Annotated in this window: 13 protein-coding genes and 1 tRNA gene; 7 read left to right on the plus strand and 7 right to left on the minus strand. The window is 67.9% G+C overall.

The features are described from left to right. Positions 1–286 precede the first annotated feature (286 nt). Positions 287–1,708, plus strand: a complete 1,422-nt coding sequence (locus WCJ52_RS06290) for an MFS transporter (protein ID WP_336902456.1) — start codon at positions 287–289, stop codon at positions 1,706–1,708. Between the two features lie 12 nt (positions 1,709–1,720). Here the strand turns inward: WCJ52_RS06290 and WCJ52_RS06295 are convergent, their stop codons facing one another. The 6 genes from WCJ52_RS06295 to WCJ52_RS06320 all read right to left on the minus strand — a co-directional run bounded on the left by WCJ52_RS06295 (position 1,721) and on the right by WCJ52_RS06320 (position 7,767). After that, positions 1,721–1,903 carry a hypothetical protein gene (locus tag WCJ52_RS06295; protein WP_336902457.1) on the minus strand — a complete coding sequence of 61 codons (183 nt, stop codon included), beginning with the start codon at positions 1,901–1,903 and terminating at the stop codon, positions 1,721–1,723. Beyond that, positions 1,890–3,851 (minus strand): ABC transporter ATP-binding protein, encoded by a 1,962-nt coding sequence (locus WCJ52_RS06300; RefSeq protein ID WP_336902458.1) that lies wholly within the window; start codon positions 3,849–3,851, stop codon positions 1,890–1,892. The genes WCJ52_RS06295 and WCJ52_RS06300 overlap by 14 nt, the downstream gene beginning before the upstream one ends. Next, on the minus strand, positions 3,848–5,803 hold the full coding sequence (locus WCJ52_RS06305) for an ABC transporter ATP-binding protein (RefSeq protein WP_336902459.1): 1,956 nt from the start codon (positions 5,801–5,803) through the stop codon (positions 3,848–3,850). The genes WCJ52_RS06300 and WCJ52_RS06305 overlap by 4 nt, the downstream gene beginning before the upstream one ends. Continuing rightward, positions 5,800–6,927: a hypothetical protein gene (locus tag WCJ52_RS06310; protein WP_336902460.1), complete on the minus strand. Its 1,128-nt coding sequence runs from the start codon at positions 6,925–6,927 to the stop codon at positions 5,800–5,802. Before WCJ52_RS06310 ends, WCJ52_RS06305 begins: the two co-directional genes overlap by 4 nt. Before the next feature lie 318 nt (positions 6,928–7,245). After that, positions 7,246–7,320: transfer RNA gene (locus WCJ52_RS06315), tRNA-Val, on the minus strand. A gap of 90 nt (positions 7,321–7,410) precedes the next feature. Beyond that, positions 7,411–7,767 (minus strand): response regulator, encoded by a 357-nt coding sequence (locus WCJ52_RS06320; RefSeq protein ID WP_336902461.1) that lies wholly within the window; start codon positions 7,765–7,767, stop codon positions 7,411–7,413. Positions 7,768–7,875: 108 nt separating this feature from the next. Between WCJ52_RS06320 and WCJ52_RS06325 the strand changes: the two genes are divergently transcribed. From WCJ52_RS06325 to WCJ52_RS06335, 3 genes are all read left to right on the plus strand, one after another. Continuing rightward, the gene (locus WCJ52_RS06325; protein WP_336902468.1) at positions 7,876–8,718 is read left to right on the plus strand and encodes an N-formylglutamate amidohydrolase; all 843 of its coding nucleotides are present in this window, start codon (positions 7,876–7,878) and stop codon (positions 8,716–8,718) included. Between the two features lie 359 nt (positions 8,719–9,077). Further along, complete coding sequence (gene typA, locus WCJ52_RS06330; protein ID WP_336902462.1) at positions 9,078–10,910, plus strand: translational GTPase TypA; 1,833 nt, start codon at positions 9,078–9,080, stop codon at positions 10,908–10,910. Positions 10,911–10,938: 28 nt separating this feature from the next. Next, positions 10,939–12,114 carry an aminotransferase gene (locus WCJ52_RS06335; RefSeq protein WP_336902463.1) on the plus strand — a complete coding sequence of 392 codons (1,176 nt, stop codon included), beginning with the start codon at positions 10,939–10,941 and terminating at the stop codon, positions 12,112–12,114. Between the two features lie 4 nt (positions 12,115–12,118). Here the strand turns inward: WCJ52_RS06335 and WCJ52_RS06340 are convergent, their stop codons facing one another. Then, positions 12,119–12,883, minus strand: coding sequence for an SDR family oxidoreductase (locus WCJ52_RS06340; RefSeq protein ID WP_336902464.1), 765 nt, complete (start codon positions 12,881–12,883; stop codon positions 12,119–12,121). A 203-nt stretch (positions 12,884–13,086) separates the two neighbouring features. Between WCJ52_RS06340 and WCJ52_RS06345 the strand changes: the two genes are divergently transcribed. The 3 genes from WCJ52_RS06345 to WCJ52_RS06355 are packed head-to-tail and all read left to right on the plus strand — an operon-like array spanning position 13,087 to position 15,282. Beyond that, entirely contained in the window at positions 13,087–13,698 is a 612-nt protein-coding gene (locus tag WCJ52_RS06345) for an ATP-dependent Clp protease proteolytic subunit (protein WP_336902465.1), read from the plus strand. 25 nt (positions 13,699–13,723) lie between these two features. After that, positions 13,724–14,515 (plus strand): alpha/beta hydrolase, encoded by a 792-nt coding sequence (locus WCJ52_RS06350; protein WP_336902466.1) that lies wholly within the window; start codon positions 13,724–13,726, stop codon positions 14,513–14,515. 14 nt (positions 14,516–14,529) lie between these two features. Further along, positions 14,530–15,282, plus strand: coding sequence for a nucleotidyltransferase domain-containing protein (locus tag WCJ52_RS06355; protein ID WP_336902467.1), 753 nt, complete (start codon positions 14,530–14,532; stop codon positions 15,280–15,282). Positions 15,283–15,582 lie beyond the last annotated feature (300 nt).

Here is a 15,582-nt window from a genome sequence, read left to right on the forward strand (position 1 = left end):
GATGGCGCATCTTTCATTTGACGATACGGTAGGTAGACTCGGGAGTGCTCGCGCATTCATCCTTCGATCACGGGTTGCGCTCGGCCGATACGGTCGGGGCTTGAAAGGCGGACATCATCGAAGGCCGCAGGAAGGACATCCACATGACCTGCGATACCGGGATCCGGCGGAGAAGGTTTGACGCGCGAACGGGGCGCGCGCCCTTCAGCGACCCTGTGGCCTATCCGAACGGGGCACCTGCCGGTGTGCGGTCTGGTCGGGGCCTGGGGCAGAGACGTTGACTGCGGTGGAGGCGGGCGTCTCCCACCGGGTTCTGCCGAAGCGGATAAAGGCCTTCTACGGGGCCGGGGCGATCGCCAATGGCGCCTACGGAACCCTGGGTGGTCTGGCGATGTTCTTCTACAACCAGGTCGTGGGCGTTCCGGCCGCCACAGTCGCGGCCGCCATTTCAATCGTGGTCCTGGCGGACGCCTTCTGGGACGTGATGATCGGCCATACCTCCGATCAGGTCCGGTCGAAGCTCGGCCGGCGCCACCCGTTCATTCTGGCGGCACTACTGGTCTTGCCGGTGGCGATCTACCTCCGCTGGCATCCCCCTGTCGGTTGGGCACCGGAGCAGATGTTCTACTACATCGTCGGGACGGGCCTGCTGCTGAACCTGATCTGGAGTTTCTACGAGATACCCGCCGCCGCGCTCGCGGCTGAACTGGCGCCGGATTACGATGATCGAACGGTCCTGCTCAGCTGGCGCTGGGTGTTGTCGGCGGTGGGAACCGCGACCGCCAACACCCTGATCTATGGCGTGTACCTGCGCTCAACCGCCGAACATCCGGTCGGCCAGTTGAATGCCGATGGCTATGGCCCGCTATCGCTCGCGATCACCGCCGTCGTGGTGACCGCCGGCCTGGTGATGGCGCTGGGAACCTGGCGACGGATCGCCACGCTTTATCAACCGGAAGCGCGGACCGCATTCGACCTTGGAAGTCAGTTCAGGAATTTCACCGGTATCGTGAAGAACCGAAACTTCCTCGTGGCCATGGCCTCCGGAATTGTCTCGGGCCTGTCGTCCGGCATCGCCGGTGGGTTCGACCTCTATTTCAAGACCTTCCTGTGGGAGTTGAAACCGCAGGACCTTTTCTGGCTGGGAGTGGTCGGCCTGCCGTTCCAGTTTTTCGGCGCTGCCGTGGCGCCCTTCCTGGCCAAGCGATGGACGAAGCGGCGCGCGATGATGACGCTGTTCTTCGTCAGCATCGTTTTCGCCCAGGGCCCCATCCTCCTGAAGCTGCTCGGCATCCTGGACCTCAATGGATCGCCCATGCTCCTCTGGGTGCTTGGCAGCACCATGATCGTCTCGGGCGTGGCGTCGATCGGCGGCTACGTCATCATGTCCTCGATGGTCATCGACATCGTGGAGGACGTACAGGTGAAGACAGGCCATCGCTCCGAAGCCCTGATCGCGACAGCCGACACCTTTCCCCAGAAGCTGGTCGCCTCCGCCAGCGCCCTGATTCCTGGCCTGATCCTGACCTATGTCGCCTTTCCCAAGCAGGCGAAGCCGGGGCCCGAGGCGATGGCCCTGATCACCCAGGCCGGATGGATCTACCTGCCGATTGTCACCCTTTTTTCAGCGGGCTCGGTTGCCATCCTGGCGCTCTACCGGCTTGAAAAGAGCGACCACGAACGCAACCTTGCGGCCATTGGCCGCTAGATCCTGATCCCTTCAGACCCCGAGGGACTTCACCGGCGGCGCGGGCGGGCAGGGCCGCGACTTGAGGTTCAGGTCAAGGTAGATGCCCCAGGCGAAGAGGGTGCTGAGCAGGAGGCAGGAGGCGATCACGCCGCTGCCGAGGACCAGCATCAGCCGCCCCGGGTTCGCCGAGGAAAGGGAGTCAGGCGGGATCAAGGGACACCTCTGAGGTCTGAAGGCTAAGGAAGCGGGCGTAAGGTCCGCCGGCAGCCACGAGGTTTTCATGACGGCCGGTCTCACGAATGCGACCGTCCTCAAGGAAAACGATCTGGTCGGCGGCCCGGATGGTGGAGAGCCGGTGGGCGACCACCACCACAGCGCGGTCACGCCGCGCCTGCAGGAGGTCGGCGGCGAGCCGCCGCTCCGTCTCGGGGTCGAGGGCTGCGGTGGGCTCGTCGAGAACGATCACCGGCCGCCCAGAGACCAGGGCGCGGGCGATGGCCACCCTCTGCTTCTGGCCGAGGCTGAGCCGGGATCCCGACCGCCCGACGCGGGTCGCAAACCCCTCGGGCAGGGTGTCGATGAAGTCGAGGATCCCGGCAAGCGAAGCCGCTTCGCGGACCTCGGCGTCGGTCGCCTCGGGCCGGGACATGCGGATGTTCTCTGCCAGGCTGACATCGAAGAGACTGGCCTCCTGGAAGACGAAGGCGGTCTGGCGGCGCAGCCTGTCCAAGGCGTCGGGCCCCACAGGCTCGCCATCCACCAGCAGCCGGCCTTTGGTGGGGGTCAGAAGGCCCGGGAGGAGGAAGGCGAGGGTCGTCTTGCCCGCGCCGCTGGGCCCAACGATGGCGGTCATCTCGCCCACGCGGATATCGAGCCGGACATCCTGAAGGGTCAGCTTTCCACCAGGATAGGCATAGCTCACCCCGTCCAGGGTCAGGCTCGTGCGGAGGGGCGGCAGCGCCGGGCCGGGACCGGGCCCCGGCTCGATGGGACTTTCGAGCACATCGAAGACCCGCCCCATGCCCGCCAGATATTGTTGCAGGGTCAGCCAGAGCTTGCCCAGGTAGTCCGCCGACGCGGCGATGGCGCCGTAATAGCCCCAGATCACCACCCAGTCGCCGGGTGCCAGCCGGCCTGCGATGAAGGCCGGTGCGGCGAACCAGAGGACCGCGAAGATCATGGAGGCGCCCACGAAGGTCGTGGTGAAGCTGCCCAGGATGGCGACCAGGGCCGCCTGCCGGAACCGCTTAAAGGCAAGGATGCTGGCCCGGGCGAACCGGGTCTCGGCGTCCGCGTCGGAAGACAGGGCCTGGACCGCCAGGATGTTGGTCGCCTGCTCCTCGATCACGGCGGTGAGGGCCGCGCCGGCCTCGCGTTCCCGGGTTGCGTAGCGCCGCACCAGGGCCGCGAAGACAAGGGTGAGGATGAAGTTCAGCGGCGCCACGGCCAGGGCGCACCAGACCACCAAGGGCTCGTTCCGGAAGACCAGGAACATCAGCAGGATCGTGGTCACCAGATTCACCAGGGAGGTCGCCGGGCCGATCCACAGGTTGAAGACCACCCCGGTCGCTGTGGGCGAATCATAGAGGGTGCTGAAGACCGTCCCGCCCACGGCCCGCCCGGAATGAAGGTGCAGGGGCTGGGCCAGGTAGCGGGCGAATAGCGAGGCGCGCAGCCTGTGGTTCAGCTTTTGGACGGCGAAGAGCTGCCAGCGGGCTTCAAACAGGCCATAGGCGCCGCCGAGCAGGGAATTCATGGCGTTGGCGGAATTCTCGGAGCGGGAGGCGCTGTCCTGGCCCTCGGCGAGACTTCCGCTGGCGGACGTCCTCTGGCCGGCTTCAGTGCCGAAGGCACCGACCATCACCAGCATCAGGAGCAGCAGGGGGCCCATGACCGCGACGGTCTGGGCGGCGCCCAGCCCCTCGGTCAGGGCCAGGATCGGACGGAAGAAGAAGGGGGCCGTCGCGCCGGTCGGCGCCGGCTGGTCGCCCAGGACGATCCGGTCGAGGATGACCTTGGCCGGCCAGGGAAGGACCAGGATCCAGAAGATGCTGCTCATCTGCAACAGGGCGTTGACGGCCAGCTGGAACCGCAGGGGCCAGGCATAGGCGAGGGCCTGGGCCGCGACCCTGAGGGGCGAGCTGGATACCGGACCGGTCACGCTGCGTCCTCCCGGCCTGCCGAGGACAACAAGCGGCTATAGGCGCCGCCGGCTCCGGCAAGGTCATCGGGTCGACCCGACTCCACCACCCGGCCAGCGTCCAGAATGACGACCTGGTCGGCGCAGGCGGCCGTGGACATCCGGTGGGTGATGATGACCACCGTGCGGTCCTTCGCCCAGGCCTTGAGGTTGTCGACCAGGGTCCGCTCGGTGGCGGGATCGAGGGAGGCCGTGGGCTCATCGAGGACCAGGATGGGCGTGGCCTTCAGCAGGGCCCGGGCGATCACGAGCCGCTGCCGCTGGCCGGTGGACAGCTCCAGGGCGCGGCCGCCGACCGGGGTCTGGAAGCCCTCCGGCAAGGCGGAGACCAGGCTGTCAAGGCAGGCGACCCGCGCCGCCTCGGCGACTTCAGCGTCGGAGGCCCCGGGCCGGCCGATCCGGATATTGTCGGCGATCGTACCGCTGAAGAGCGAGTTCTCCTGGGTGCCCAGGGACGTCGCCCGGCGCACGGATTCCACTGTGAAGCCCCGCAGGTCCTGGCCATCGAGCGTAATGCGGCCTTGGTCGGGATCGAGTAGCCGGAGCATCAGCAGGGCCAGGGTGCTCTTGCCCGAACCGGTGGGGCCCAGGAGGGCAGTGATCTCGCCCTTACGGACCTCGAAATCCACGCCAGCCAGGACCGGGTGCCCCGAATAACCGAAGCCGACGCCCTCGAGGCGGAGGGTGGGTGCCGGGCCTTCGAAGGGAACCGCGCCCGGGCGGTCGCGGATATCGGGGACGAGGTCGAGGATCTGGTAGACCCTCGCCAAGGCCACAGCCATGTCCTGGGCGGCGTTCCAGAGACCGGCGAGGCCCGAGGCCCCGGCGACGGCGGCCCGGGACCGCGTGCGCGCCTGGTCCTGGGCGCCCAGGTTCCACACTGCAAAGCCGAAGCCCGCCAGCACCTGATGGAGGAAGGTCGGGCCCTGGAGATGGGCCTGGAAGGCGGCGTAGAGCTCCAGGGCCACCAGGGGGGCGGCGCCAATGAAGAAGCCGGCGAAGTTGGTGAACATCAGTCGCGTTCTGGCGCTCCCCGCGGCGGCAAGGGCGGCCGCGGAGTGGGCCTGGAAACCTGCGAGCCGGTCGGCCTCGAGCCGCTCAACCTTCAGAGTCCGCACCCCCTCCATGCTTTCCTGGACGAAATCGGTCAGGGCTGCATTGGCCGCACGGGCCGACCCGAACCCCCGTCTCAGTGCCGGGGCGCTCCAGCGCACCAGGAGGACGAGGGGCACGCTCACCAGGGCCGCGACCAGGGCCAGTCCCGGGCTTAGGGCGGCCAGGATGGCGAGTCCCATCAGCAGGGAGATGCAGGCGAGGGCCGGGTCCAGGACCAGGGACTTGAGTATGCCGGTAACCATCGCGCTGTCCTGCAGCACCCGGAAGACGGCCTCTCCGGCATTACTCTGAGCGTGGAAACGCAGGGACAAGGCTCGCCAGGTGCGCATGACGTGCAGCCTGAGGGCCTGGTTGATCTGCTGTTCGATCCAGATCCGATAGAAGGCGTTGGCGTGGCCGATCATCTGCCCAACGGCGGTGCCCACGACCCCCATGAGGATGATCCCGCCGACCAGCTGGGTGCGCTGGGCCGCCGTGAGGTGGGCGACCTGGACCCAGGTCCCGGGGTCCAGGCGCAGGACCCCGGCGACGAAGGGCGTAACGGGCCCGGATAACAGGAGGGAATTGTAGATGGCCCCGAAGATGACAATGCCGGTGAGGGTGCCCCAGGCGAAGTTCGCCACCTCGATCAGCATGTAGCCGAGGACGTGCCCGCGGACCGGGCGGATGAAGGGCCAGGCCCTGACGAACAGGCGGGCGATTTGGGTGAAGCCCAACCCATCGGTCTGCAAAGGCCGCGGGATCTCGCCGGAGGCCTCGGTCCAGGCTGTACCAGCGCCGGTGTCGATCGCCGTCATGGTGCCCGCTCAAGGGACTGGCCATAGATGTCGACCTCGGCGTACCGCAGCCAACTGGGGTCGTAGCCTGGCGCCCGGTCGAAGGGCTCGGCAACCGTGCCGTCCGTCCGGAAGGCCGGATCGTAGTCGGCCGGCAGGTCCCCCGCCGTGCGCTTGGACAGTTCATCATGCAACGGCAGGAAGATGCGCCCCAGTTCGGGAGGCATGGGCCCCCGGCCGGAGGGAAAGGTGCGATCCACCGGCCGTCGGCCCAGGGCCTTGTCGAACCGGAAGGCCCGCTCGGCATAGGCCTGGGACTGCGCAGCCTCGGCCTCGGTCATCAGGCTATTCACGGTCCGCCCCACCGGGATGACCGCCGTGTAGTCGCCAAAGGTCAGGGTGTCGGCCGGTCCGAGGTCGGGGGGCAGGGCGCCGGCGCCGACGGTCAGCCGGCCCGCCTCCACGCGCACCCAGAAGCCGCCAGCCGCCCCGTCCGGAAAGGCATAGCGCGGCGTGCGGATGAATTCCTCGGAGAAGGTATAGGTGAGGCTGGCGATCCCCGGAGCATATTTCGGCGAGGCGGCACGGCGGGTCAGGAGGGTGCGGGCCAGGCCCACCCATTCCGGTGTCATGAAGGTCAGCCGGGGCAGTGTCAGGGGCGCCATGGCGTCATGGAACTGGCGGAGGACGGCCAAGAGCCCAGGGTGGTCGGGCAGGGCGCCCGAGACCTTCCACCGGGTCAGCCGGCCCAGGCGGTCCCGGGCCGCCTCAAGGCGGACGGGGTCGGAGCCCCGGTACAGGAGCCGGGCGAGATTGCTGAGCACCGAGTGATCCGCCTCGACCCGGAATGTGCAGTCGGCCTCGGCACGGACCCCCTCACCGACCCGGACCTGTCCGCCCTCGATCTCCGCCCACCAGGCGAAGGGGCCGTCGGGATGCAGGTGGGCCGGCGGATTGTGGGCCACCTCACAGAGGACGACCCGGGGCGCCGAGGCCAGGACAGGGCCAGCCTCGACGACCAGCTGCTGCAGGACCTCACGCCCCGCCTCGATCCAGGCCTGGGATCCGAAGGCCCATTCCCCCAGGGATTCCGGGGTCACCGAATCCATGACGGCTGGCCAGTCCTGAGCCTCGATCCCCGCCATTTACTGCCCCCCCAACCCTCTTCTCGACGCATTCAAGGGTGTATTTGAAAGGAGGCTCGCATAGTCTCGAAGCTTTGTGAAGGCGTGGTTTATCTCGGTTGTTTCGCATTCTTATTCTAGAGAATAATCAAGAAGGATGCCTGTATTACGAGATAATTTAATACTATCCGCCTATGAAAATAGGATAATCATGGATGCTATATAAATGAATCATACCTATCGTTCGAAAATCTAGTGCAACCTCAGTCGCAATGCGGCGCACAGGCGTTCGCCAGCCGGGAACGCCAGGCCGACGCGGGCGCGGATTTTCATGGAAAATGGTGGACGTGACAGGGATCGAACCTGTGACCCCCTCGATGTCAACGAGGTGCTCTACCGCTGAGCTACACGTCCGGGGTCGGCTTCCCGGTCGGGAAGCGGAGGCGGGGATATACCGGCGGGGCGGGCCCTGTGCAAGCGGCCAAAGACCCGGACCGCCAAGGCTCAGGCCGCCAGCATCCGGTCGACCTCCACCACCAGTTCGCGCAGGTGGACCGGCTTTGCCAGGACCCGGGCGCCAGGCGGGGCGGTCTCCGCAGCCTTGAGGGCCACGGCGGCAAAACCGGTGATGAACATGATCCGCAGGCCCGGATGCCGGTCGGCGGCCAGGCGGGCCAGTTCGATCCCGTCCATTCCGGGCATGACGATGTCGGTGAGCAGGAGGTCCCAGTCCCGGTCGATGTGCTCGGCCGCTTCCTCCCCGTCGGCGCAGGCCTCGACCTCATGGCCAGCGCGCTCCAGGGCGCGGGCCAGGAAGCCCCGGAGGGAGTCGTCGTCTTCGGCGAAGAGGATTCGGGGCATGGATCGTCCTTGCGCGGCCTCCGCGCCTTCACACCTCAAGCCGGTTTGACCCGGGGATGCAAGAGGGGCTCATATAGCCGCATGAGCCTGTCCGCCGCCAATCCACAGATGTCCACAGCCTTCGACATCCGCTGGCCCGAAGGCGGCACGGGGGCGATGGCGACGCCGCTGGTCTTCGCCTCACCCCATTCCGGGCGGCTCTATCCGGACGATATGAACCCTGCCCTCGACTCCCTGCGTATCCGCCGCAGCGAGGACGCACGGGTCGACGACCTCATTGGCCAGGCGCCCGCCTTCGGGGTGCCGGTGATCTGCGCCCTGACCGCCCGGGCCTACCTCGACGTGAACCGCGACCCGACTGAGCTGGACCCGCAACTGTTCGCTGGGGTCCTGCCCGCCGAGGCCAACGCCCTGTCGCCCCGGGTGGCGGCCGGCCTGGGCGTGGTGGCCCGGGTCGCCTCGGGCGGAGCGGAGATCTACGACCGGCGGCTCAGCCTGGAGGAAGGCCTTTCCCGCATCTCCCGGTTGCACGGGCCCTATCACGACGGCCTGACGCGCCTGCTGGCCCGGGCGCGGGCGGCCCACGGATTTGCGGTCCTGATCGACTGGCACTCCATGCCCCAGTCCGCGGCGCCGGGGGTGGACTTCGTCCTGGGCGACCGGTTCGGCGGCGCCTGCAGCCCGGCCCTGACAGCGCTTGTCGAGCGACTGCTGGGCGAGGCGGGCTATCGGACGGCCCGGAATGCGCCCTTCGCCGGCGGTTACACCACTGAGCATTACGGCCGGCCCGATCGCCAGACCCACGCCCTGCAGGTCGAGATCAACCGGGGCCTCTACCTGGACGAGGCGCGGCTTGAGACCACCGCCGGCTTTGGTCGCCTGCGCGAGACCCTGGGCCGGGTGATCGCCCGCCTGGCAGAGACCGACTGGCGTCTCCTCCTGAAGGGCTGAAGACGCGCCCCATCGCGACTCTCCTGGACGCACGCACAAAAAAAAGCCGCGCCGGTTGGGGCGCGGCAGTTAAATTAGGGAGGAAACGCCCAGGAAGGGCAGAAGCGCCGAAGACGCCTCACGGTTGCGAACTTAGATTGCACTGCACCAAAGTTCAAGGGCATACGATTTCTTTTTTCGGGCCTGGATCCTAAAAAAACAGCAATGATCCTCAGATCCGTCGCAAATTTGAAACAAATGTGCGCCATTGCGATGCTGCGCCGCACAATGAACGCCTTCCGCTGACGGAACTGTCCGGAGCGGGTGGCGCTGGAGCGCGGAAACCCCTACAAGCCGCCGCTTCCACAGATAAGATCATCATGCAACTTCGCAACATCGCTATCATCGCCCACGTCGACCACGGGAAGACTACCCTGGTCGATCAACTTCTCGCCCAGTCCGGTGCCTTCCGCGCGAACGAGGCGACCGTCGAACGCGCCATGGACTCCAATGACCAGGAGCGCGAACGGGGAATCACCATCCTCGCCAAGTGCACCAGCGTGCTCTGGGACGGCGAGGCCGGCGAGACCCGGGTCAACATCATCGACACCCCTGGCCACGCCGACTTCGGCGGTGAGGTGGAGCGGATCCTCGGCATGGTGGACGGTTGCGTCCTGCTGGTCGACGCCGAGGAAGGGGTCATGCCCCAGACCAAGTTCGTCCTCGGCAAGGCCCTCAAGATGGGCCTGCGCCCCATCCTCTGCCTGAACAAGGTGGACCGGCCGCACGCCGACCCCGACAAGGTGCTGAACGACGCCTTCGACCTCTTCGCCGCCCTAGGGGCCACCGACGAGCAGCTGGACTTCCCGCATATCTACGCCTCGGGCAAGAACGGCTGGGCTACCCTCGACATGAGCAAGCCGAACGACAACCTGGCGCCCCTGTTCGACCTGATCGTGCGCCACGTGCCGCCGCCGCTGGCCAGCCAGCGGACCGAGGCCCCCTTCCGGATCCTCTCGGTCCTGATCGAGAACGACCCCTTCCTGGGCCGCCTCCTGACCGGCCGGATCGACTCCGGAAAGGCCATCCCCGGCCTCGCCATCCGGGCCCTGTCCCGGGACGGGCAGGAGATTGAGCGGGGACGGATCACCAAGGTGCTCGCCTTCCGCGGCCTCAAGCGCCAGCCCATCACGGACGCCGAGGCGGGCGACATCGTCGCCATCGCCGGCCTGGCCAAGGCCACGGTGGCCGATACCCTCTGCGCCATAGAGGTCACCGAGGCCCTGCCCGCCCAGCCCATTGACCCGCCCACCATCTCCATGACCGTCTCGGTCAATGACAGCCCCCTCGCAGGCCGGGAGGGCGACAAGGTCCAAAGCCGGGTGATTCGCGACCGCCTGCTCAAGGAGGCCCAGTCCAACGTCGCCATCCGGGTGACGGAGTCCTCCGACAAGGATGCCTACGAAGTGGCCGGCCGGGGGGAACTCCAGCTGGGCGTGCTCATCGAGGGCATGCGCCGCGAGGGCTTCGAGTTGTCCATCAGCCGCCCCCGGGTGGTCTTCCAGGCCGACGCCGAGACCGGCGAGCGGCTGGAGCCCATCGAGGAGGTGGTGATCGACGTGGACGAAGAGTTCACCGGCATTGTCATCGAGAAGCTATCGGCCCGGAAGGCCGAGCTGAAGGACATGGGCCCCTCGGGCGCCGGCAAGACCCGCATCACCCTGATGGCCCCGTCCCGCTCCCTGATCGGCTATCAGGGCGAGTTCCTGACCGACACCCGGGGCTCCGGCGTGCTCAACCGGGTCTTCTCGCACTATGAGGGCTACAAGGGACCCATCGACGCCGGCCGCAAGGGCGTACTGGTCTCCAACTCCGACGGCGAGACGGCGGCCTTTGCCCTGTGGAACCTCGAGGACCGGGGCGTGATGTTCGTCGGCGGCGGTGAAAAGACCTACCAGGGCATGATCATCGGCGAGAACTCCCGGGCCGACGACCTGGACGTCAATCCGATGAAGGCCAAGCAGCTGACCAACGTCCGCGCCTCCGGCAAGGACGAGGCTGTCCGCCTGACACCCCCCCGCCGCATGACCCTCGAACAGGCCATCGCCTACATCGAGGAAGACGAACTGGTGGAAGTCACGCCAAAGTCCATCCGCTTGCGCAAGCAGGTGCTCAATCCGAGCTTCCGCAAGAAGCGCGTCCGGGTCGACTAGGGTCCCGGCACCCGCCGGGAGGACAGCCATGGTTCACCCGCTCTACATGGGCATGCCACCAACCATCTTCGACGAGATGTCGGGGCTGGCCCGGGCCCACGGGGCCCTCAACCTGGGCCAGGGCTTTCCCGACGACCCCGGCCCCGAGGCCCTTCGACGAGCGGCGGCCGAGGCCGTCCTGCACGGCTACAACCAGTATCCGGCCTCCCGGGGCCTGCCCGAGCTGCGCCGGGCCGTGGCCGCCCACTACGCCCGCACCCAGGGCCTGTCCTTCGATCCCGACACCCAGATCACCGTCACCTCGGGGGCCACCGAGGCCCTGGCCTGCGCCATCCTGGCCCTGGTGGAGCCGGGCGATGAGGTCATCCTCTTCCAGCCGGCCTACGACGCCTACGCCCCCCTGGTGCGCCGGGCCGGGGGCGTTCCCCGATTCGTGACCCTGGCGCCGCCGGACTGGCGCTGGACCGCCGGGCAGCTGGAAGCCGCCTTCACCCCCCGGACCCGGGCGGTGATCCTCAATACGCCGGTCAACCCCACGGGGGTCGTGGTCCCCCAAGAGGACCTGGAGCTCCTGGCGGCCGCCTGCCGGGCGAGGTCCATCCCGGTGATCTGCGACGAGGTCTGGGAGCAGCTGGTCTTCGACGGTGCCGTGCATAGGCCCCTGATCGCCCTGCCCGGCATGGCGGACCTGGCGGTCAAGATCGGCTCGGCCGGCAAGATGTTCGGCCTCACCGGCTGGAAGGTGGGCTTCCTGTGCGCCGGTCCCGCCCTGTCGCCGGCCCTGGCCCGGGCCCACCAGTTCCTGACCTTCACCACTCCGCCCAACCTCCAGTCCGCCGTCGCCTTTGGCCTGGAGTCGCCGGGGGACTGGTTCACCCAGATGCCGGCGCGCCTGCAGGCCAGCCGCGACAGGCTGGCCGCAGCCCTGCGCCGCGAGGGCTTCGTGGTCGCCCATTCCCAGGCCACCTACTTCCTCACCGTGGACCTGCCCGGCTCCGGCGTGGACGAGGACGACCGGGCCTTCGCCCTGCGGGCAGTGACCCAGGCCGGCGTCGCCGCCATCCCGGTCTCGGCCTTCTACGAGACCGAGGCCGTCACCCGGGTGCTGCGCCTGTGCTTCGCCAAGGCCGATGACGTGCTGGACGAAGCCGCGATGCGCCTGGCCCGGGCCCGCGACCTGTCCCTGGGCGCGACCGGCGCCTGACGCCTCAGCTCGTCGAGCCGCCGTCCACCACCACCGTCTGGCCAGTCATCCAGCCGCCGGCCTTGGAGGCCAGGAAGACCGCTGCGCCGGCAATGTCGTCGGGCTCGCCCAGGCGGCGCAGGGGCGTACCTGCCGACGACCGGATCTCGGCCTCGGGGGTGTCCCACAGGGCGCGGGCGAAGTCGGTCTTCACCAGGCCCGGCGCGATGCAGTTGATGCGGATGTTGTGGGGGCTCAGCTCCTGGGCGAGGTTACGGGCCATCTGCATGTCCGCCGCCTTGGAGATGGCGTAGGCGCCGATCACCGCCGTGCCGCGGAAGCCGCCGATGGACGACACGATGATGATCGCCCCGTCCTTGCGCTCGACCATTTCCGGCGAGACCAGGTTCACCAGCCAGTTATTGGCGATGATGTTGTTTTCCAGGATCTTGCGGAAGGCCTCGTCGCTGATGCCGCTCATCGGGCCGTAATAGGGGTTGGAGGCGGCGTTGCAGACCAGGATGTCCACCTTGCCGAAGGCGTTGCGGGTCTCGTCCACCAGGCGGGCCAGGTCGTCCTTGGACGAGATGTTGGCGGGCACGGCGATGGCCGAGCCGGGCCAGCGGGCATTGATCGCAGCGGCGACCTCGTCGCAGGGGCCCGCCTTGCGCGAGGAGATGGTCACCTTGGCGCCGTGTTCGGCCATGCGCTCGGCAATGGCCTTGCCTATGCCGCGGGACGAGCCGGTGATGATCGCCACCTTGCCGGTCAGATCGAAAAGTTCGCCCATGGGTTTCCTCCGCTTTCGGGTCGTGTTTCGGCGTTCATTTGCCGCTTCGTCCTTCGCCGGGTCAAGCCGCCCGGCTTGTCGTCCGGGGCCGGGCGGGCTAGTCGGAGGGCAGCGGCGGCTTTTTCCCGCCGCGGGGCGTCGGGCCCCTTGCGCCCGGCGGCGCCGGGGCACAGGTTCCGTGTCCTTCACTGATGGAGTTTCCCATGCGCGACTGGCGGCTTGACGACGAGGAAGAGGGCGACACGCCCAAGCCAGAAGCAGATGCGGCCATGGCGGGCGGCCCGATCGTCGGCGCCCTGTTCAAGTCCCGCACGGTCCTCGTCTTCGGCGAGGTCAACATGCGCATGGCCGAGCGGGTCACCGCCCAGCTCCTGGCCCTGGCGGCCGAGGGCGACGGCGACATCCGGGTCATCATCAACTCGCCCGGCGGCCACGTGGAGAGCGGCGACACCATTCACGACGTCATGCGATTCTGCGGCCCGAAGGTGAAGGCCATCGGCACCGGCTGGGTGGCCAGCGCGGGCGTCACCATCTTCCTGGGCGCCGAGCGCGAGAACCGGGTCTGCCTGCCCAACACCCGCTTCCTCCTGCACCAGCCGAGCGGCGGCGTCCGCGGCCAGGCCTCCGACATCCAGATCGAGGCCGGGGAAATCGTGAAGATGCGCCAGCGCATGAACCACCTCATCGCCCGGGAGAGCGGCCAGACCTTCGAGAAGATCCTCAAGGACACCCAGCGCAACTTCTGGATGACCGCCGAGGAAGGCGTGGCCTACGGCCTGGCCTCGCGCGTCGTCACGAGCGCAATCGAGGTCTGAGGCGGACGGCGGGGGGAATCGGGCCATGGCAACCTTCAGCTCCGACGGCCTTCAGATCGCCTTCGACGCCCGCGAGCCCGCGCCCGGCGCGGCCTGGCTGATCCTCGTCCACGGGTTTGCCTCAAACCGCCATGAGGGCTGGCGGCGGACCGGCTGGTACGCTGCCCTGGAACGGCGGGGCATGGGCTTCGCCGCCCTCGACCAGCGCGGCCATGGCGAAAGCGCCAAGCCCCACGATCCCGCCCTCTACGGTCGGGATGCGATGGCCAGGGACGTCCTGGCCCTGATGGACCATTTGGGCGCCGACCGGGCGGATCTCTTCGGCTATTCCATGGGGTCGCGCACGGCGCTGGAAGTGGCCCTCACCGCCCCGGGCCGGGTCTCCAACCTCATCCTCGGCGGCGTCGGTGACGCCCTCTTCACGCCGCGAGAGACCGCCGCCACCGGTGCCATGGCCGCAGCCATGCGGGCGGCGGACCCGGAGTCCATCACCGAGCCCATGCTGCGCAGCTTCCGCCAGTTCGCCGACGAGCAGGGCGAGGACCTCGAAGCCCTGGCCGCCTGCACCGAGGCCACCAACCCGCCCCTCGACCCCGAGGCCCTGGGAACCCTGCCCATGCCCGTGCGCGTCATCGCCGGCATGCAGGACCGCCTGGCCGGCGACCCCGAAGCCCTGGCCGCCCGCTTCGCCCGGGGCAAGGGCGTGGTCCTGCCCGGCTGCGACCACTTCTCCGCCATCCCCCACGGCCTGACCAAGGCCGCCGTCTTCGACTTCCTCGACGGGGTGGATGACGAAGAAGACCCCTGGGGGCGGTGAGGGGGCGGGGCACCATGAGCGGACCCGTGGGACTTGACGCTCTTGCCCTTGAAGACCGGCATCGCAGCGCCCTCGAACAGGCCCTGGCCTGGCTGCCTGAGGTCATCACGCCCGTCGGCATCCTGGTGTCGGGCAGCATCGTCCGGGGCAATCCGCACCCTGCCAGCGACCTTGATATTGTTGTCCTGCACGATGCGCCCTGGCGGCGCAGGATTCAGAGATGGTTCAACGGAACGCCGGTCGAGGTCTTCTTCAATTCCGAGGCCTGGCTGAGACACAGCCTCTCGAAGGAGATCGCCCAGGGACGCCCGGTCATGGCCCATATGCTCGCCACAGGCGCGACTCTTCTGGACACTGAGGATCGCCTCGCCGCCCTGCGGAAGGAAGCCCAGACGATTCTGGAGAGAGGTCCGGGCTTTTCACCCGACGCCCTGCTCCGAGACCGATACGCCGCCGCGACCCAGGTCGAAGACGCCCTGGATTTCGGTGACGAAGACACCGCCGATGCCAGACAGGTTCGAGCCCTGGCGGTGGCCGCCCTCGTCCGCCACGCCTTCCTCAACAGAAACCAGTTCCTCCCCCGTCCGAAGGAGAGGCTTCAGGTTCTGGCTCAGTCTCAGCCAGAGCTGGCCCAAAAGCTCGCAGCCGCACTCAAGCTCCCGCATTCGGAAGCCCTGACGGCCCTCAGGGAGGCTTCCGAGAGCCTCATCGGCGGCGCTGGTTTCTTCGAGTGGGATTCCGGACCCGAGACGAACCTTCCGCTCTGAAATTGGCTGGTGAACTCACAGGCGCTGCGCCCCACGCCGGTTGGAATGACCGGGTAAGCAGGGAGGCGGTCAACAGCACCTCAGCAGACCCCCTCCGGCCCGCTTTGCGGTCCACCTCCCCCTGATGGGGAGGAATTACTGAGCCCATTGCTCCCCCAAGGGGGAGCTGTCGGCACAGCCGACTGAGGGGGTCAACGGCGCCCGGAAGCTAGTCCTTCGGCCCCATGTTGTAGGGCCCGCCCTTTTCCAGGGCGACGCGGTAGGCCGGGCGGTCCTGGCAGCGGCGGACCCAGGCGGCGA

This window comes from Phenylobacterium sp. (assembly GCF_037138395.1).
Classification (GTDB): Bacteria; Pseudomonadota; Alphaproteobacteria; order Caulobacterales; family Caulobacteraceae; genus Phenylobacterium.